Here is a 17493-nt window from a genome sequence, read left to right as displayed (position 1 = left end):
GCGCCGATGTCACCACCAGCCCTGGCGCCGCGCCCACCGCAGCAGCACGAGGCTGATGCCAAGCATGGCGGCCAGGACGATGACGAGCTGTGTCACGTGGGTCTCACTGTTGGCGATGAGGTTCATGCCGTACACCGACGCGATGGCGGTGATGGGCAGCGTGACCGCGGCGATCACGGCGAGGCGCTCCATGGCGACCGTCATCTTCGTGGTGACACGCGTCTGGTAGAGGTCGATGACGCCGACGAGGAACTGCACCTCCCCGTCCCCGAGGCTGCGCACGCGGTCGAACTGGTCGGCGAGGTCGGCAGCGCGGCGCCGGGCGTCCTCGGTGACGAAGCCCTCGAGCGACGTGATACGGGCCTGGATGTCGTGAGCCTGCGCGGCCATCGTCCGGGCCGTCATGAGTTCGTGCCGGACGAGGAAGAGCTGCTCGAGCAGCTCCTCGGGCCGGTGGAAGTCCGCCGCCAGGACCTGTGCCTCCATGGCCGGCAGGCGACTCGCCACCTCGCGCACCGCGGCGCTCTGGCGTCGGGCAATGGCGGAGCCGATGGCGTACGCGAGGTCGTGCGGTCCCGCCGGTCGCAGCCGGCCCGCGTCGATGCGGGCCCGGACCGCGCGGGTCTCCTCGGTGGCCTGCTCTGACGTGACGACCGGGTTGCGCGGCCCGTGGACGGTGACGAGGTAGCGGTCGCCGATGAGCTCGTCGAGCTCGAGGACGTGGACGTGCCCACCCGCCCCGGTGAGGGGTGCGTGGAGGATGACGAAGAGGTGCTGATCGTAGGCATGGACCGTCGGCACGAAGTTGCGCTCGGCGCAGTGCGCCCGAACCAGCGAGTGCGCGTGGAACACGTCAGCGAGCAGGGTGTCGGCCTCGGCGTCGTAGTCGGGCAGGTCGACCCACACGTAGCCGTCCGGGCGCGCGAGCAGCCCATCGAGCGCCTCGGCCGGGTGGTCGGCGATCCCGTCAGCGGTGACGAACGACACCTGCATGCACCCACTCTGGCACCGGTGCGCCTTCGGATCGAGGTGATCCCGGCAGCGACATCGGGCTCGCCGGCACCTTGACGGCGCGACCCGGGCAGTCAGCCGGCGACGCAGGCGCCGGTATCGACAGAGGCCCCGGCCGACATGGCCTGGTCGAGCACCGGCTTGGCCTCGGCGAGGGTCAGGGCGTAGCCGGTCGAGTCGTCCTCGAGGGACTTGGCGAAGATGACCCCGACGACCCGGCCCTGGGTGTCGAGCAGAGGTCCTCCGGAGTTGCCCGGCTGGACGGTCGTGGCCAGCGAGTAGATCTCGCGGACGACGCGGTCGCCGCCGTAGATGTCGAGCCCGCGCGCCTGGAGCTGGGCGCGCACCCGCGCGGAGACGACGCGGTAGGGGCCGTCGAGCGGGAAGCCGGGGACCGCGGCCGAGTCGCCGCGCTTCAGCTCGCCGCCGAGCGGGAGCGCCGGCAGCTGGAGGCCGGGCACGCTGAGCACCGCGAGGTCGCGGCGTGCGTCGAAGACGACGACGCGGGCGCGGAGCGTCTGGTCGCCGCCCTCCACCCGAACCTCGTCGGCGCCGGCGACGACGTGGGCGTTGGTGACGATTCGGCCCGGCGACAGCACCCAGCCGGTGCCCTCCTGGCCGCGCTGGCACGACTGGGACTGCGTCGTCACCTTGACGACCGACCGGCCGGCCTCGCGGATGGCCGGCGACTGGGCGACGGCCGGGTCGGGGTTCTGCACCGGCGTGATGGGCTCGGGCACCAGACCGCTGAACACCTGCGGGAAGCCCTGGCTCGACAGGAAGCCACGGAAGCCCGCGAAGACCTCACCGGTCTGCTCGGGGACGACCGAGTTGACGACCTGGAGCACCTTCGACTCGGCCATCGCCTTGGACAGCGCCGGGTTGCCGGCCGTGCGCAGCGCGCCACCGATGAACCAGATGATGAGGCTCGCGGCGAGCATCACGACGACGGCGCCCAGCGCCGAGTCGACCCGGCGCAGCGACGTCTGGCCGACCTGGCGCCGGATCCGTGCGCCGAGGAGGCTGCCGAGGTACTGGCCGAGCCACCCGAAGGCCACGACGCCGACGATGAGCACGAGCACCCGGGTGCGGTCGTCGTCGGCGACCGCGTTCCAGCGGGCGAGCATGCCGGGCAGCTGCCACACGGCGAACATCGCGAAGACGAAGAAGCCGACGAGCGAGAAGACGCTCTGGATCAGCCCCTGCCGATAGCCGGAGTACGCGTAGGCGAGCAGGAGCAGGACCAGGGCGATGTCGAGCACGACGCTGCCGCTCATGCGCGCCTCCCCTGCAGGTAGCGCTCGGGGAGCTCCCGCTGCCGGTCGGCGTCCCAGGGCCGCGACAGGCCCCCGAGCTCGAGCACGCTGCTGATGAGCCCGGCCGTGAAGCCCCACAGCAGCAGGTGGTCGAGGTCGAAGCCCGGGCCGACGTAGCCGGACGGGTGGGTCACCGAGAAGCGGGTCGACGGGTCGACGAGGTGCGAGACCGGGACCGCCAGCACGTCGTGCACCTCGGCCGCGTCGCGGACCCCGATCGGCGAGGGCTGCGCCCACCAGCCGAGCACGGGCGCGACGACGAACTGGGCGGGCGCGAGGAAGAGGGAGGGCAGCTGGGCGACGACGTCGACGCCCGCGGGGTCGACGCCCGTCTCCTCCTCGGCCTCGCGCAGCGCCGTCGCGACGAGGTCGTCGTCGTCGGGGTCGCGCGAGCCGCCCGGGAAGGCGATCTGCGCCGGCTGGGTGCGCATCGTGTGTGAGCGCTCGATGAGCACGACGTGCTCGCCGTCGTCGTCGGCGCCCGCGGGTGGCGGTCCGAAGAGGATGAGCACCGCCGACTCGCGGCCGCCCTCCTCCGGGGGCAGGAAGCGCGAGAACCAGTCGGGCGCGACGTCCTCGAGCCGCACCGCGAGCTCGTCCATCCACGCGGGGCGCGGGACCGCCCCCGCCCCGAGCGTCGGGGAGGGTTCGATGGAGCCCGACCTGCCGGCATACGCGATCCGGCTGACCACGTGGGTCACTTCGGCGCCAGCTCGTACTTCAGGAGCTTCGCCGCCTTGTCGGGGTCGGTCTCGCCGGCTCCGTAGCTCGGGCACCAGCGCGCGACCGGGCACGCCCCGCAGGCCGGCTTCTTCGCGTGGCACGTGCGGCGGCCGTGGAAGATGACGACGTGGCTGAGCATCGTCCAGTCCTTGCGCATGAAGAGCCGGCCGATCTCGTGCTCGACCTTGACCGGGTCCTCCTCCTCGGTCCAGCCGAAGCGGCGCACGAGACGCCCGAAGTGGGTGTCGACGGTGATGCCGGGGATGTCGAAGGCGTTGCCGAGCACGACGTTGGCCGTCTTGCGCCCGACCCCGGGCAGCGTCACGAGGTCCTTGAGGCGCGGCGGCACCTCCCCGTCGAAGCGCTCGACGAGGGCGATGCCGAGCTTGATGAGCGAGTCGGTCTTGGCGCGGTAGAAGCCGGTCGGCTGGATGATCGTCTCGAGCTCGGTGCGGTCGGCGTTCGCATAGTCCGCGGCCGTCGGGTACTTGGCGAAGACGATCGGCGTCACCTTGTTGACCCCGACGTCGGTCGTCTGCGCCGAGAGGATCGTCGCGACGAGCAGCTCGAGCGGGGTGGTGAAGTCGAGCTCGCAGTGGGCGTAGGGGTAGCGCTCATGGAGGGAGCGGTACATCTTCCGGGCGCGCCGGGTCCGCGCCACGGGGGTCTCGTCGTCGATCACGAGGGCTCGGGGGGACACGGACGACACTGTATGCCGCCGCGCTGTCACCCGCTGTCCGGCTCCGTCGTGCGGTCGGTCGGATGGGACTCGTCCCGGGTTTGGTGCGGTTGCGTCCCGGGCGCGTCCAAGGTTGCGCGCGAAGCGAACCCGAGGTGGGTACGTCCTGCCTGCACGGGAGGAGTCCGACATGTCAACGGATACGCGCACCGAAGCACCGAACCCGAACAAAGCCACGCTGGACGTCCCTGAGGAGCACCACCGCCTCGAGACGACGCTCGACCTGCTCGCCGGGATGGACCTTGCCCAGGCCTCCGAGGCCGATGTCGTCCGGGCCCTCGAGCTGATGGTCACCCACGCCGAGTTCCCCTGCCTCGGGGCCAAGTCCGTCTTCCGGCGCGGCAGCGTCGCGCACGTGGTCCTCGACGACATGACCGACCCCGACGTCCCGGGCCGGCTGCTCGAGCGGCTCGAGGCGTTCGCTCGGTCCATCGAGGGCGAGAGCGGCTTCCACTCCTTCATCGCGACGTTCCGGGGACCGACGCCCACCGACGAGGCCGGCTTCGAGACCTCCCTCTTCGCCCTGCTCCAGCGCCTGCACGACGCCGACGACCAGAGCTGGGCCGACGGGGTGGGCTCCGACCCCAACGACCCGCACTTCGCCTTCAGCGCCGGCGGCACCGCGTACTTCATCGTCGGGCTCCACCCGGCCGCGTCGCGCGTGGCCCGCCGGGCGCCGCTGCCGACCCTCGTCTTCAACCCGCACGACCAGTTCGAGGAGCTGCGGGCCGAGGGCCGCTTCGACGGCATGCGCGCCACGATCCGTCGGCGCGACGAGGACCTCCAGGGCTTCGTCAACCCGATGGTCGCCGACCACGGCGACAGCACCGAGGCGCTCCAGTACTCCGGCCGGCGGCACACGGCGGGCTGGGAGCCGCCGCTCGAGGTGCACGAGACCCGCGAGACCGGCGAGACCGGCGAGACCAACAGCACCAGGAACAGCACGCATGACACAGGGAGCAAGGATGACGATCTCGCAGGACGCACGGCTCACGACCGACCGCCTCTTCGGCCCCGGCGGCCCGGTGCTCCAACCGGCCGGCGACTACCGTGACGGGATGGACCTGACCCGTCTCGCCCCCCAGACCGGCACCGCCTTCCCGCTGCGGGCCGGGGAGCGCCTCACGGTCATCGACCCGACCGGCGAGCAGGTCAGTGACTTCTTCGCCGTCATGGACGACGACCGCGACGAGTGGTTCAGCTCGGGCCGCACCATCGACTACGCCAACTCGACGGCCGTGACGACGGGCCGGGTGCTCTACAGCAACAGGAGCCGGCCGATGGCGACCGTCGTCGAGGACACGTGCGGGCACCACGACCTGCTCCTCACGCCGTGCTCGCAGCAGACGTTCGACCTGCTCTACCCCGAGTTCGAGGGCGCCTACCACCCGAGCTGCTTCGAGAACCTCGCGACGAACATGGCGGACTTCGGCGTCGACCCCGACCGCATCTCGACGACGCTCAACATCTTCATGAACGTGTGGGCCGAGCGGGACGGCGAGCTGCACATCGACCCCCCGACCTCGACCGCCGGTGACCGGTTCGTGCTGCGCGCCGAGGCCGACCTCGTCGTCGGCCTCACCGCCTGCTCGGCCGAGAAGTCCAACAACGGCGTGTGCAAGCCCATCGACTACCGCATCGACGACTGAGACCCGCGTCCCGAAACCCCTGCGGTGACAGGGCAGCGGCGGAGGCGACGTGGCACACTGACCCCGTGGATCTCGACGTGGTGAGGCGTGCGCCCCTGTTCAAGGCTCTGGACGACGAGGCGGCCTCCGCGCTGCAGTCGGAGATGAGCCGGTCGCACATGGAGCGCGGCGACGTGCTCTTCCACGAGGGTGACCGGGGCGACACGCTCTACGTCATCGCCGAGGGCAAGATCAAGCTCGGCCGCACGAGCCCCGACGGCCGCGAGAACCTCGTCGCGATCCTCGGCCCCGGCGAGATGTTCGGCGAGCTCAGCCTCTTCGACCCGGGCCCACGCACGATGACGGCCACGGCCGTTGCCGAGACGCAGCTGCTCGGCCTCGGCAACGACTCGCTGACGGTGGTCCTCACGGGCCGCCCCGAGGTGTCCAAGGCCCTGCTCGCGGCGCTCGCCCAGCGCCTGCGCCGCACCAACGCCCACCTGGCCGACCTCGTCTTCACCGACGTCCCGGGTCGTGTCGCGAAGGCCCTGCTCGACCTGTCCGAGCGCTTCGGGCGCCCGGTCGAGGGCGGGATCATGGTCTCCCACGACCTCACCCAGGAGGAGCTCGCGCAGCTCGTCGGCGCGTCCCGCGAGACCGTCAACAAGGCCCTCGCCGACTTCGCCACGCGTGGCTGGCTGCGTCTCGAGGCGCGCGCGGTGCTCCTGCAGGACGTCGAGCGGCTCAAGCGCCGCGCTCGCTGAGCACCGCGAGTTCGACTGGGCCGCAAGCTCGCTCAACTCCCCACCCGGTTGAGGTAGACGCGCCGACAGAACCCGTCGCCGAACACCTCAACCGCTGAGGGACCAGCCGTCCGGCCCGTTGAGCACGACGCGGTCGGCGTCGCCGGTGGCCAGGACGAGCGCCGCGTTGACGTCGTCGTTGCCCGCCACCCAGGCCTCGGCCTCGGCCGGCGCCTTGCCGAACCGGACGTGGCGCTCGAGGAGCCGCGACCGGCGCAGGTCGTCGTCACCCGACACGAGCCAGACCTCGGCGAGCTGGGCCCTGGCCCGCTCCCAACGCTCCTCGGGCAGCAGCAGGTAGTTGCCCTCGGTCACGACGAGACGCGCGCTGGGAGGCACGACCACGGCCGCCGCGACCGGCTGCTCGAGGGTCCGCTCGAAGCCCGGCGCATAGACCCACGTGTCGGGCTGCTCGACGAGACGGCGCAACAGGGCTGCATACCCGTCGGCGTCGAACGTGTCGGGCGCGCCCTTGCGCGAGCGCAGACCCAGTCGGTCGAGCTGGGCGTCGGCGAGGTGGAAGCCGTCCATCGGCACCTGCGCGACCCAGCCGTCTCCCTCTCGGGAGGCGACCGCCTCGACGAGCGCCTCGGCCAGGGTCGACTTGCCCGCACCCGGCGCCCCGGCGATGCCGAGCACCACCCGGCGGCGGTCGCCCACGAGCGCCACCGCCGCAGCCGCCAGCTCGTCCATCCCTGCGTCGGTCCCCGCGTCCATGGCCGGAGTCTCGCACTCACGGGTGGGTGCGGAGGTACTCCAGCTGCGCCTGCACCGACAGCTCGGCCGCCGGCCAGACGCTCCGCGGCACGTCGGCGTAGACCTGCTGGACGACGGCGTATGCCGTCTGCGCACCTCGGGCGACCGCGTCACGCACCTGGTCCAGCCGTTCGGCACGGTGCTTCAGGTAGAAGGCCACGGTCGCGGCCGCGTCGGCGACGAACGGCCCGTGGCCCGGGAGCAGGCTCGTGACGTCGCCGGCCCGGGTCAGGGCCTCGATGCGGTCGAGCGAGGCGAGGTAGGACTCGAGGCTGCCGTCGGGCCAGGCGACGACGGTGGTGCCCCGCCCGAGGATCGTGTCGCCGGTGAGGAGGGTGTTGTCGGCCGGCAGCACGAAGGAGAACGAGTCGCTCGTGTGACCCGGCGTCTCGACGGCGAGGACCTCGAGGCCGCCGACGGCGATGGTCTCGCCGGCCCACAGGTCGTCGTGGCCGCGGCCGAACGCCCGGACCGGGGCGCCGGTCAGCTCGTGGAAGCGGTCGGCGCTCTCGGCATGGTCGTCGTGGCCGTGGGTGAGCAGCGTGAGCGCGACCCGTCGACCGGAGTCGGCGACGCGGCGCAGGACGTGCTGGAGGTGGCCCTCGTCGAGCGGTCCCGGGTCGACGACGACGACCTCGTCGGACCCGGGCTCGGCGAGCAGCCACGTGTTGGTGCCGTCGAGGGTCATCGGCGACGGGTTGGGGCACAGCACGCACTCGGCGCGCTCACTCGTGACGCCGCCGTGCCAGCCGGGGTCGGCCGCGGTCCCGATCACTGCGCCACCTCCCGAGGCCGACCCGACGGCGTCACCGGGCTCATCGCTCGACGATCTCCATGGCCGGCCCGTCAGGACCGTCGACGACCTCCGGCATGATGAGCGGGAGGGTGTCGCTGTGCACGACGACGTCTGCGGCGCAAGGGGCGTCGCGGATCTCCTCCACGCACACGACCGTCGGGGGCAGCATGAGAGCCGACCCGGCGGCATACGCCCTCAGCAGCTCGGCCGGGACCACCCACGTGGCCTGGTCGGCCTCGGTGGTCTCGCCGTCGGCCACCTGGAAGGGCGGCATGAGCGCGGCGAAGAACCACGTGTCGTAGCGCCGCGGCTCGAAGACGGGCGTCAGCCAGTGCGCCTTGGCGACGATGAGGTCGGAGCGCAGGACGAGGCCCTTGTCGCGGAGCGCGTCGGCCAGCGAGAGCCGTCGGTCGACGAGGGCGAGACGGATGTCGAGCCACTCCGGCCCGTCGACCATCGCCAGCGGTCCGCTCGCCGACGGGCTCGCGAGGAGCACGCCGCACTCCTCGAAGACCTCGCGGATCGCGGCCGCGACGTACATCTGCGCCTCGGCGGGCGAGCAGCCGAGCCGGTCGGCCCACTCGGACGGCGACGGGCCGGCCCAGGGCAGACCGATCTCGCCGTCCCGCTCGTCGACGGAGCCACCGGGGAAGACCATCGTGCTCGGCGCGAACTCCATCCCGGAGACGCGCCGGAGCATGAAGACCTCGGGACCGGTGACGCCGCCGATGCCGTCGCCGTCGCCGTCGCGCACGAGCATCACGGTGCTGGCCCGTCGGGGCTCCGCCTCGTCCCAGCGCTCCCCCGCGAGCCAGCGACTGGCCGCGTCGGAGATGCCGGGCGTCGTGGTCAGGGGAAACCGACGACCCGTGGTGCTGGTCACCTGGCGCTCACCTGCGCTCACCGGGCGACGGAGACGATGACCTCGACCTCGACGGGTGCGTCCAGCGGGAGCGCAGCGACACCGACGGCCGAACGGGCATGGATCCCCTTGTCACCAAAGGCTTTGACGAGCAGCTCGCTCGCGCCGTTGATGACCCCGGGCTGGCCGGTGAAGCCCGGGTCGGAGGCGACGAAACCGACGACCTTGACGACACGGGTCACCGTGTCGAGGTCGCCGATCTCGGACTTGATGGCCGCGATCGCGTTGAGGGCGCACGTCTCGGCGAGGGACTTGGCGGTCTCGGCGTCGACCTCGGCGCCGACCTTGCCGGTCGCGGCGAGGGAACCGTCGACCATGGGCAGCTGACCCGAGGTGAACACGAGGTCGCCCTCACGGACGACGGGGACGTAGGCGGCGACGGGCGGCACGACCTCGGGCACGGTGAGGCCGAGCTCGGACAGGCGGTCTTCGACTGCAGACATGGTGCGGTGACTCCTCAGGACTTCGGGCGCTTAAAGTAGGCGACGAGGCTCGTGCCGTCGGGACCGTTGACGATCTGGACGAGCTCCCACCCGTCCGCCCCGAAGTTGTCGAGGATCTGCTTGGTGTTGTGGATCAGAAGCGGTGCGGTGAGGTATTCCCACTGGGTCATGGCCATCACCCTACTCAGTGTCACCACAGCTCTCTCGGGGTGCGTCGGCGGCGCGGGTGACACCATGACGCCCATGACGGGCAGCCCTTCGACGACGTCCCCCGCGAGCGCCTCGACCCGCTCCTACGGCAGCGACGCCGCGCAGGTCTACGACGTCCTCCCGCCGGCCGCGGGCGCGCCGGCGGTGACGGCCACGGTCGTCGTCGTCCACGGCGGCTTCTGGCGCGCCGAGTATGACCGCGAGCACGCGCTGCCCGAGGCCCACGCCTTCGCGTCGGCGGGCTACCACGTGGTGCTGGCGGAGTACCGCCGAGTCGGTATGCCGGGTGGCGGCGTCCCCGGGACCCTCGACGACGTGCGCGACCTCCTCGCGTCCGTCGCCGCGCAGCCCGACCTGCCCAAGCCGCTCGTCCTCGTCGGTCACTCGGCCGGGGGTCACCTCGTCGCGTGGGCCGCCGGCCAGACCTGGGCCCGCGAGCGCGGGATCGCGGGAGTCGTGTCGCTGGCCGGCGTCGTCGACCTCGGGGCTGCGGACCGGCTGCACCTCGGGTCCGACGCGACGCGTGACTTCGTCGGGTCCGGGCCGGGCACGGCCGCGTGGGCCTCGGCCGACCCGATGTCGACCCTTCCGCCGAAGGTGCCGGTGCGGCTCGTCAACGGCACCGACGACGACACCGTGCCGCTGGCCGTGGCCCACGACTACGTCGCGCAGGCGAAGGCCGCCGGCGGCGACGTGACCGAGCAGGTCGTGCCGGGCGCCGACCACTTCGCCGTCATCGACCCGCAGTCCAAGGCGTTCGCATCCGTCCTCGCCGCCGTCCGCTCCCTCACCTGACTCCCCCCGCGCTCGCCGGTTCGAGGTGATCGCGGCAGCCTCGTCGGTCTCGACATCACCTCGACTCGGCGTCGCCTCCCTCGGTTCGAGGTGATCGCGGGGGCCACGGCGGTGCCGACATCACCTCGAACCGGGTATCCACAGCCCCACCCGGCCGCTGCCTCCCCGTCCACAGGCGTGCGTATGCCGCTCGCCCCGGACCGGGGACACCGCGACCTTGGGACGCATGAAGGGTTCGGAACGACGGCGGATCGCCCGTGATCTCGCCGAGCGTCACGGCGGGGTCGTGTCGCGGGCGATGCTTCGGTCAGCTGGTATCGAGCGACGTCACGTGGCCTACGAAGTTCGCTCGGAGCGGTGGGTGGTGCACGGCGACGTCACAGTCGCCGTGCACACCCGTCCACTGAGCCGTGAGGAGACCCTGTGGCGTGCCGTCTGGGAGGTCGGGCCGGACGTCGCCGCGCTCGATGGCGTGACAGCGCTTCAGGTCGCCGGACTCGAGCACTACGACGACCCGGCGATCCACTGCTCCGTCGTCCACACTGCCCGTGTGACCTGGCCCCGCGGTGTGGCGCCGCACAAGGTGATCCGGCGCGTCGACGGCGAGGTGATCGAGGTCGGGATCCCCCGGACACGCCCGGCGGTGGCAGCGGTCCGTGCGGCGCACTGGGCCGTCAGCAACCGGCAGGCGGCGCTCATCCTGCTCATGACGGCGCAGCAGGGACTGGCCTCCCCGGAGCAGCTGCTGCGGGCAACCAGGCAGCTTCGGGGCAGACGTCGCAGGGCGTTCGTCAAGGAAGTCGTGCGTGACATCGCGCTCGGTGTGCAGTCGCTGGGCGAGCTCGACTTCGCCCGGCTGTGCCGCGAGCGCGGGCTCCCGGAGCCGGACCGGCAGGTCGTCGTGCGCACCGATCGAGGTCGGGTCTATCTCGACGTCCGCTGGCGCAACGGGCTCGTGGTCGAGATCGACGGCGTCCAGCACGGGCGCGCTCTGGCCGTCTCGGCGGACAACCTCCGCACCAACGCGCTCGTCCTCAAGGGGGACCGCGCGCTCCGCATCGACCTCGTCGGGCTGCGTGTCTTCACCGACGAGTTCATGAGCCAGGTGGCCCAGGGCCACGCCCAGCTCGAGCACCCCGCCGCCTGACGCACGTCCCGCTCGCACCGGTTCGAGGTGATCCCGCCACCGGTGCGGCTACCGCGATCACCTCGAACCGGCGGTGGGTCGGCCTCGTTCGAGGTGATTCCGACACCCACGGTGCTACCGGGATCACCTCGAACGGGGGTGGGTGTGGGGCGGGTCCTAGAGTGGACGCGTGACGACCGGCCCCACCTTTGCGCGAGCGCGGTTGCACGTCGTCACCGGCAAGGGCGGCACGGGCAAGACCACGGTCGCCTCGGCGATCGCACTCGCCCTCGCGTCGACACCGGCCCACGTGCTGCTGACCGAGGTCGAGGGCCGCCAGGGCATCAGCCAGACCTTCGACGTGCCCCCGCTCGGCACCGACGAGACCCGCATCGTGCGGCTGCCGGGGGGCGGCGAGGTCGTCGGCCTGTCGATCGAGCCCAAGGCCGCCCTGCTGGAGTACCTCCACCTGTTCTACAAGCTCGGACGCGCGGGCAAGCTCCTCGAGAAGTTCGGCGCCATCGACTTCGCGACCACCATCGCGCCCGGCGTCCGGGACGTCCTGCTCATCGGCAAGATCTACGAGGCCAACCGGCGCCGCCGCGACGGCAAGCACAAGGGCGACGCCGCCCCGGTCTACGACGGCATCGTCCTGGACGCCCCGCCGACGGGACGCATCGGCCGCTTCCTCTCGGTCAACTCCGAGGTCGCCGACCTCGCCCGCGTCGGGCCGATCGCCTCGCAGGCCGGCTCGATCACCCGCCTGCTCGAGTCCGAGCAGACCGTCGTGCACGTCGTGACCCTGCTCGAGGAGATGCCGGTCCAGGAGACGCTCGAGGCCATCGAGGACCTGCGCGCCAAGGGTCTGCACCCGGGCGCGATCATCGTCAACATGGTGCGCGAGCCACTCCTCGACGACACCGCGCTCGAGAAGGCCCGCGAGGGTCGGCTGCACAAGCCCTCGATCCGTACCCAGCTCGGCGAGGCCGGCGTCAAGGCGACGCCCGAGCTCGTCGACGGCCTGCTCGAGGAGGCCCGCGACCACGCCCAGCGCATCGACCTCGAGCGCGAGCAGCTCGCGCTCCTGGAGGCCACCGGGCTTCCGATCGCCTCGCTGCCTGCCCTGCCCGACGGCGTCGACTCCGGCTCGGTCCGCGAGCTCGCCGACCTCCTCGTGCCGCTCTTCGTCCACCACGTCGACCCGCAGCTCTCGCACGTCGACCCGCACGTTGGTGCCGGCACGGTCGACGCATGAGCCCCGGCCCCGTCTCGAGCAAGGCTCCGGCGCTCGACGTCGACGCGCTCATCGACGACCCCGCGACCCAGATCGTCGTCTGCTGCGGCTCGGGCGGCGTCGGCAAGACGACGACGGCCGCGGCCCTGGGCCTGCGCGCCGCCGAGTCGGGTCGCAAGGTGGTCGTCCTGACGATCGACCCGGCTCGTCGTCTGGCCCAGTCGCTCGGCCTCACCGAGCTCGACAACACACCCCGGCCGGTCACCGACATCGACACCTCCGCGGGCGGCAGCCTCCACGCGATGATGCTCGACATGAAGCGGACCTTCGACGAGGTCGTCATCGCCCACTCCGAGCCGGGCAAGGCCGAGCAGATCCTCGCCAACCCCTTCTACCAGGCCGTGAGCAGCTCCTTCGCCGGCACGCAGGAGTACATGGCGATGGAGAAGCTCGGGCAGCTCAAGGCGAGCGCCGGCACCGAGGACGCCCCGTGGGACCTCATCGTCGTCGACACCCCGCCGTCCCGGTCGGCCCTGGACTTCCTCGACGCCCCCAACCGGCTCGGCAGCTTCCTCGACGGACGGTTCATCCGCCTGCTCACGGCGCCGGCCAAGGCGGGCGGCCGCGCAGGCCTCAAGGTCTTCGGCGTCGGCGTGCAGATCGTGACCGGCGCGATGACGAAGATCCTCGGCGGCCAGATGCTCAGCGACGTCCAGACCTTCGTCAACGCCCTCGACACGATGTTCGGCGGCTTCCGCGAGCGCGCCGACGAGACGTACCGGCTGCTGTCCGAGCAGGGCACGGCCTTCCTCGTCGTCGCCGCACCCGAGCGCGACGCGCTCCGCGAGGCGTCCTACTTCGTCGACCGCCTCGAGGCGGACGGTATGCCGCTCGCCGGGCTCGTCGTCAACCGCATCGGCCGCGTCTCGGCGACCGGAGTCACCCCGTCACGGGCGCTCGCCGCCGCGGAGTCGCTCGAGGAGGGCGGAGGTCCGAAGTCGGCGTCGAACGCCGCCGGCCTGCTGCGGCTCCACGCATCGCTCGTGCGCACGGCCGAGCGACAGCGGGAGCTCGCGGACCGCTTCTCACGGTCACACCCCGGCATACCCGTGGTGAACGTGCCCGCGCTGGGACGCGACGTCCACGACCTCGACAGCCTGCGCGAGATCGGACACGCGCTAGGGGGGTCGTGAACCACCCCTCAGGTGGCCACGGCCCCGCTCACGTATGGCTCGTGCGACCGGAGACCGGTCGGTGTGGATGCGGCTCAGTCGTGCTTGACCTGTGAGGCCATGCCCGCCCGGAGCGCCGACTTCCACGAGGTGATGTCCGGCCGCTTGCGCAGCAGGGCCCGACGCTCGCGCTCGGTCATGCCTCCCCAGACGCCGAACTCGGTCCGGTTGTCGAGAGCCTCGGCCAGGCACTGCGCGAGGACCGGACACGTCTTGCAGACGGCCTTCGCGTCGTGCTGGGCCTTGCCTCGGACGAACAGAGCATCCGGGTCCGTGCCTGAACAGCTGGCCTGACTGGCCCACTCGTCCACCCACGGATCCACGATTGCGACAGCACTCATTGTTTACCCCTCCCCGCCCGGCGCCTCCCATGACATCCGGACTGACCGCGGACCGTCCCACCGATCCTGATCAAGTGGACCCCCCTAAGGCCCAAACGAGACATTACGAGCGCTGGCCCCGGCCCGACATAGCACCTATGGACCATTTAGTTGAGACGGTGACTAGTCACCTCGGGGCCGGCGCCATGGTCATCCGAGGCGCGAACGGCCCGTTTGAGACACCCGCAGACCCGGGTGGCTGCGGAGAAACTGTGGCCATAGGGTGAGCGGTTACCCTTGGGCCCATGTCTTCACGCACTACCTCGATCGGCGGCGTCATCAGCCTGCTCGGCGCGTTCCTCGCGTCCGCGCTCGTGCTCGGCCTGCTCGCCGCCGGCCTGGTGATGCCCGCGGTGGGCGCCACGGGCGCCCTCGCCCGCAGCGGGGTCGACGTCTTCAACGAGCTCCCGAGCGAGTTCACGACCGACCCGCTGGCCCAGACCTCGCGCATCCTCGCGGCCGACGGCACCGTCATCGCCACGCCGCAGGAGCAGAACCGCACGGTCGTGCCGCTGACCAGGATCGCGCCGATCATGCGCGAGGCCCAGGTCGCGATCGAGGACCACCGCTTCTACGACCACGGTGGCATCGACATCCAGGGCACCGCCCGCGCCGTCATCTCCAACCTGCGCAACGGCTCCTCGGTCGGCGCCTCGTCGCTCACCCAGCAGTACGTCAAGATCTCGCTCCAGTACTCCGCCCTCAGCTCCGGCAACGAGGAGGCGGCCGCCGAGGCCGTCAAGAAGGACTACATGCGCAAGCTCAAGGAGCTGAAGTACGCCATCACGCTGGAGAAGAAGCTGTCGAAGGACCAGATCCTCGAGGGCTACCTCAACCTCGTCTACTACGGCGACCGCGCCTACGGCGTCGAGGCCGCGGCCCAGCACTACTTCAGCGTCCCGGCGAGCAGGCTGAGCCTGTCCCAGGCGGCGCTCCTCGCCGGACTGACGCAGAACCCCGGCACGACGGACCCCGTGAACTTCCCGAAGAAGGCCGTGGCCCGACGCAACGTCGTGCTCGACCGCATGCACGAGCTCGGCAAGATCACCGACAAGCAGTGGCAGGCCGCCAAGAAGCGCACGCTCAAGCAGGACATGCGCGTGACGCAGCCCAAGAGCACGTGCCTCGCCTCGCCCTACCCGTACTGGTGTGACTTCATCGTCAACTACGCCCTGGCCATGCCGCAGCTCGGCAAGACGGTCGAGGAGCGCAAGCGGACCCTCTACCGCGGCGGCGTCACCATCACGACGACGCTCGATCCCAAGCTGCAGGACTACGCGCAGAAGGAGATCACCAAGAAGGTGCCGATCGGCAACAAGGCCCGCATCGGTTCCGCGGCCTACGTCGCCGACCCCAACACCGGCAAGGTGCTCGCCTTCGCCCAGAACACCTCGTACTCCGTCAGCAAGGACGCCGGCGGTGAGACGGGCATCAACTGGGCGCTCGACAAGAAGTACGGCGGGTCCGGCGGCTTCCAGTTCGGCTCGACGGCCAAGGCGTTCGCGCTGGTGACGGCCATGCAGTCCGGCATGAACACGAAGTCGTCGGTCGACGCCAAGGCCGCCGGCGGCGAGAGCAAGGCGACGTACACGCCCAAGGAGTGGCCCGGCGGCACCAAGAACTGCGGCCCGGGTGAGCCCTGGAAGGTCCGCAACGACACGCCGTTCAAGGGCGGCAAGATCTCGCTCATGGAGGCGACGGCGCTGTCGACCAACACCGCGTTCGTCGCCCTCGTCGAGCAGCTCGGCGGCTGCAAGGTCCGCGACACGATGATCCGTCTCGGGCTGCACCGCGCTGACGGCCAGACGATCGGCAAGTACGCCCCGCAGTACATCCTCGGTGGCGACGACGTCTCCCCGCAGGGCGTCGCGCACGCCTACGGCGTGCTCGCAGCCGAGGGCAAGAAGTGCCCGATGGTCGCCGTCACGAAGATCACGCAAGGCGGCAAGAACATCGCGCTGCCGGCCTCCAAGTGCGACCAGGTCGTCGAGCCCGACGTCGCCCGCGCCACCGACAAGTTCCTCGAGTACAACATGACCAACGGGTCGGGCATCCGCAACCAGCTCGACGACGGCAACCGCCAGTCGGCCGGCAAGACCGGAACGGCGAACAACAACAACGAGTCGTGGTTCGTGGGCTACACGCCGCAGCTCGTGACGGCGGTCTGGGTCGGTACGCCGTACGACCCGGTGACGCGAGTCATGAAGAACGTCCGCGTCGGCGGCGAGTTCTACCCGGTCATGCACGGTGCAGCCATCGCTGCACCGATCTGGAAGGCCATCATGAACAGGGCCCTTGACGGCCAGCCCGACGTCAAGTTCGGCGAACCGTCCGACAAGCTGCTGAAGGGCGACCAGGTCGACATCCCGAGCGTCACGGGCATGTCGGTCGGCGATGCCATCACGACGCTCCAGGCGGCCGGCTTCTCCGCGGGCGTCGGTGGCACGATGAGCTCGTCGGTGCCGAACGGCCTCGTCGCCGGGACCTCGCCCTACGGCCAGGCGCCGAGCGGCAGCTTCGTGACGATCTACACCTCACGCGGCGCTGACCGGCAGCAGCTCCCCCAGCCCCAGACGACCATCATCAAACCAGGCGGCACGGGCGGCACCGGCGGCACCGGAGGTGGCGGCAACACCGGGCCCGGCAAACCGGGCGGCAAACCGACGAAGCCACCAGGCCGCGGCTGACCCAGCGATGACGAAGGCCCGACGCGATCCGCGTCGGGCCTTCGTCGTCTTCGGTGCACCGGGCATCACGGCCCACGCGTGACGCGCGTCGCAGCGCTCCCGTCGGCGCCACCGCCTCGCGAGGATGATCATCACGGTGCCGCACAGCGCGGGCAGCCGGAGTCAGCCGGCCAGGACGCGGCGCACGATGGCAGCGACGCGTCCACCCTCGGCGCGGCCGGCCACGGCAGCGTTGGCGGCCTTCATCGCGAGTCCCATCTTCGGCATACCCGTGGCTCCGGAGGCCGTGACGGCCTCGCGGACGATCGCCTCGAGCTCGTCGTCGCCCAGCTGCTTCGGGAGGTACGCCTCGAGGACGGCGAGCTCGGCGTCCTCCTTGGCCGCGAGCTCCGGGCGTCCCGCGCCGACGTATGCCGTGGCGGCCTCGCGTCGCTTCTTGGCCTCCTTGGTGAGGACCTTGAGCACGTCGTCGTCGGTGAGCTCGCGGTGCTCGGTGCCGGCGACCTCCTCGTTCGTGACGGCGGTGAGGGCCATCCGCAGCGAGCCGGCCCGGACCTGGTCCCGCTCGCGCATCGCGGACGTGAGGTCGGACTTCAGCTGCTCCTTGAGGGTGCTCATGGGGCCAGTCTGTCAGGTCGGCCACGCGGGGCCCGACCGGTTTGTCAGGGGTCGCGCCCCCGGGTGCGAGGATG

Annotated in this window: 19 protein-coding genes; 8 read left to right on the top strand and 11 right to left on the bottom strand. The window is 71.3% G+C overall.

Annotation, left to right across the window (positions count from 1 at the left end; translation table 11 throughout):
* Nucleotides 1-9: 9 nt before the first annotated feature.
* From ASD90_RS22285 to nth, 4 genes are all read right to left on the bottom strand, one after another.
* A complete protein-coding gene (locus ASD90_RS22285; RefSeq protein WP_056761570.1) occupies nt 10-993 on the bottom strand; it encodes a magnesium transporter CorA family protein in 984 nt (327 codons plus the stop codon).
* Between the two features lie 92 nt (nt 994-1085).
* A complete protein-coding gene (locus ASD90_RS22280) occupies nt 1086-2288 on the bottom strand; it encodes a MarP family serine protease (protein ID WP_056761568.1) in 1203 nt (400 codons plus the stop codon).
* Nucleotides 2285-3019, bottom strand: coding sequence for a CoA pyrophosphatase (locus ASD90_RS22275; protein WP_369793646.1), 735 nt, complete (start codon nt 3017-3019; stop codon nt 2285-2287). Before ASD90_RS22275 ends, ASD90_RS22280 begins: the two co-directional genes overlap by 4 nt.
* Before the next feature lie 5 nt (nt 3020-3024).
* On the bottom strand, nt 3025-3684 hold the full coding sequence (nth, locus tag ASD90_RS22270) for an endonuclease III (protein ID WP_235506883.1): 660 nt from the start codon (nt 3682-3684) through the stop codon (nt 3025-3027).
* Between the two features lie 235 nt (nt 3685-3919).
* Between nth and gntA the strand changes: the two genes are divergently transcribed.
* The 3 genes from gntA to ASD90_RS22255 all read left to right on the top strand — a co-directional run bounded on the left by gntA (nt 3920) and on the right by ASD90_RS22255 (nt 6181).
* On the top strand, nt 3920-4843 hold the full coding sequence (gntA, locus tag ASD90_RS22265; protein WP_056761559.1) for a guanitoxin biosynthesis heme-dependent pre-guanitoxin N-hydroxylase GntA: 924 nt from the start codon (nt 3920-3922) through the stop codon (nt 4841-4843).
* Nucleotides 4755-5438 (top strand): DUF1989 domain-containing protein, encoded by a 684-nt coding sequence (locus ASD90_RS22260; protein WP_082588975.1) that lies wholly within the window; start codon nt 4755-4757, stop codon nt 5436-5438. Before gntA ends, ASD90_RS22260 begins: the two co-directional genes overlap by 89 nt.
* Nucleotides 5439-5503: 65 nt before the next feature.
* Nucleotides 5504-6181, top strand: a complete 678-nt coding sequence (locus ASD90_RS22255) for a Crp/Fnr family transcriptional regulator (RefSeq protein ID WP_056761557.1) — start codon at nt 5504-5506, stop codon at nt 6179-6181.
* 87 nt (nt 6182-6268) lie between these two features.
* Here ASD90_RS22255 and ASD90_RS22250 read toward each other — a convergent pair whose 3' ends face one another.
* From ASD90_RS22250 to ASD90_RS23695, 5 genes are read right to left on the bottom strand one after another with little or no spacing between them, the layout of a single operon-like run.
* The gene (locus tag ASD90_RS22250; protein ID WP_056761555.1) at nt 6269-6937 is read right to left on the bottom strand and encodes a nucleoside/nucleotide kinase family protein; all 669 of its coding nucleotides are present in this window, start codon (nt 6935-6937) and stop codon (nt 6269-6271) included.
* Nucleotides 6938-6953: 16 nt separating this feature from the next.
* On the bottom strand, nt 6954-7751 hold the full coding sequence (locus tag ASD90_RS22245) for an MBL fold metallo-hydrolase (protein ID WP_056761552.1): 798 nt from the start codon (nt 7749-7751) through the stop codon (nt 6954-6956).
* Between the two features lie 40 nt (nt 7752-7791).
* Nucleotides 7792-8655, bottom strand: a complete 864-nt coding sequence (locus ASD90_RS22240) for an NUDIX hydrolase (RefSeq protein ID WP_056761636.1) — start codon at nt 8653-8655, stop codon at nt 7792-7794.
* 17 nt (nt 8656-8672) lie between these two features.
* Entirely contained in the window at nt 8673-9137 is a 465-nt protein-coding gene (locus ASD90_RS22235) for a RidA family protein (protein ID WP_020145788.1), read from the bottom strand.
* A gap of 14 nt (nt 9138-9151) precedes the next feature.
* Nucleotides 9152-9307 carry a DUF4177 domain-containing protein gene (locus tag ASD90_RS23695; protein WP_142179199.1) on the bottom strand — a complete coding sequence of 52 codons (156 nt, stop codon included), beginning with the start codon at nt 9305-9307 and terminating at the stop codon, nt 9152-9154.
* Between the two features lie 73 nt (nt 9308-9380).
* Between ASD90_RS23695 and ASD90_RS22230 the strand changes: the two genes are divergently transcribed.
* The 4 genes from ASD90_RS22230 to ASD90_RS22215 all read left to right on the top strand — a co-directional run bounded on the left by ASD90_RS22230 (nt 9381) and on the right by ASD90_RS22215 (nt 13695).
* Nucleotides 9381-10142 (top strand): S9 family peptidase, encoded by a 762-nt coding sequence (locus ASD90_RS22230; protein ID WP_056761549.1) that lies wholly within the window; start codon nt 9381-9383, stop codon nt 10140-10142.
* A gap of 331 nt (nt 10143-10473) precedes the next feature.
* A complete protein-coding gene (locus ASD90_RS22225) occupies nt 10474-11289 on the top strand; it encodes a hypothetical protein (RefSeq protein WP_157623265.1) in 816 nt (271 codons plus the stop codon).
* 169 nt (nt 11290-11458) lie between these two features.
* Entirely contained in the window at nt 11459-12523 is a 1065-nt protein-coding gene (locus ASD90_RS22220) for an ArsA-related P-loop ATPase (protein ID WP_056761543.1), read from the top strand.
* Nucleotides 12520-13695, top strand: a complete 1176-nt coding sequence (locus tag ASD90_RS22215; RefSeq protein ID WP_056761541.1) for an ArsA family ATPase — start codon at nt 12520-12522, stop codon at nt 13693-13695. Before ASD90_RS22220 ends, ASD90_RS22215 begins: the two co-directional genes overlap by 4 nt.
* Nucleotides 13696-13769: 74 nt before the next feature.
* On the opposite strand, the gene ASD90_RS22210 is transcribed toward ASD90_RS22215, so the two are convergent.
* Complete coding sequence (locus ASD90_RS22210; protein WP_056761538.1) at nt 13770-14075, bottom strand: WhiB family transcriptional regulator; 306 nt, start codon at nt 14073-14075, stop codon at nt 13770-13772.
* 284 nt (nt 14076-14359) lie between these two features.
* On the opposite strand from ASD90_RS22210, the gene ASD90_RS22205 reads away from it, so the two are divergent.
* Entirely contained in the window at nt 14360-16801 is a 2442-nt protein-coding gene (locus ASD90_RS22205) for a transglycosylase domain-containing protein (protein ID WP_056761536.1), read from the top strand.
* A 162-nt stretch (nt 16802-16963) separates the two neighbouring features.
* Here the strand turns inward: ASD90_RS22205 and ASD90_RS22200 are convergent, their stop codons facing one another.
* The gene (locus ASD90_RS22200) at nt 16964-17419 is read right to left on the bottom strand and encodes a GatB/YqeY domain-containing protein (protein ID WP_056761533.1); all 456 of its coding nucleotides are present in this window, start codon (nt 17417-17419) and stop codon (nt 16964-16966) included.
* Nucleotides 17420-17493 lie beyond the last annotated feature (74 nt).

Origin of the sequence: Terrabacter sp. Root181, assembly GCF_001428505.1 — a bacterium.
Lineage (GTDB): Bacteria > Actinomycetota > Actinomycetes > Actinomycetales > Dermatophilaceae > Terrabacter.
Note: the sequence above shows the minus strand (reverse complement) of the source record. Positions and strands in the feature narration are given on the sequence as shown.

Bases quoted from the DNA above. Each gene is read 5' to 3' on its own strand.
- ASD90_RS22285 (WP_056761570.1), bottom strand. From the start codon at position 993: ATGCAGGTGTCGTTCGTCACCGCTGACGGGATCGCCGACCACCCGGCC.
- ASD90_RS22280 (WP_056761568.1), bottom strand. From the start codon at position 2,288: ATGAGCGGCAGCGTCGTGCTCGACATCGCCCTGGTCCTGCTCCTGCTC.
- nth (WP_235506883.1), bottom strand. From the start codon at position 3,684: ATGTACCGCTCCCTCCATGAGCGCTACCCCTACGCCCACTGCGAGCTC.
- gntA (WP_056761559.1), top strand. From the start codon at position 3,920: ATGTCAACGGATACGCGCACCGAAGCACCGAACCCGAACAAAGCCACG.
- ASD90_RS22260 (WP_082588975.1), top strand. From the start codon at position 4,755: ATGACGATCTCGCAGGACGCACGGCTCACGACCGACCGCCTCTTCGGC.
- ASD90_RS22250 (WP_056761555.1), bottom strand. From the start codon at position 6,937: ATGGACGCGGGGACCGACGCAGGGATGGACGAGCTGGCGGCTGCGGCG.
- ASD90_RS22235 (WP_020145788.1), bottom strand. From the start codon at position 9,137: ATGTCTGCAGTCGAAGACCGCCTGTCCGAGCTCGGCCTCACCGTGCCC.
- ASD90_RS23695 (WP_142179199.1), bottom strand. From the start codon at position 9,307: ATGACCCAGTGGGAATACCTCACCGCACCGCTTCTGATCCACAACACC.
- ASD90_RS22230 (WP_056761549.1), top strand. From the start codon at position 9,381: ATGACGGGCAGCCCTTCGACGACGTCCCCCGCGAGCGCCTCGACCCGC.
- ASD90_RS22215 (WP_056761541.1), top strand. From the start codon at position 12,520: ATGAGCCCCGGCCCCGTCTCGAGCAAGGCTCCGGCGCTCGACGTCGAC.
- ASD90_RS22210 (WP_056761538.1), bottom strand. From the start codon at position 14,075: ATGAGTGCTGTCGCAATCGTGGATCCGTGGGTGGACGAGTGGGCCAGT.
- ASD90_RS22205 (WP_056761536.1), top strand. From the start codon at position 14,360: ATGTCTTCACGCACTACCTCGATCGGCGGCGTCATCAGCCTGCTCGGC.
- ASD90_RS22200 (WP_056761533.1), bottom strand. From the start codon at position 17,419: ATGAGCACCCTCAAGGAGCAGCTGAAGTCCGACCTCACGTCCGCGATG.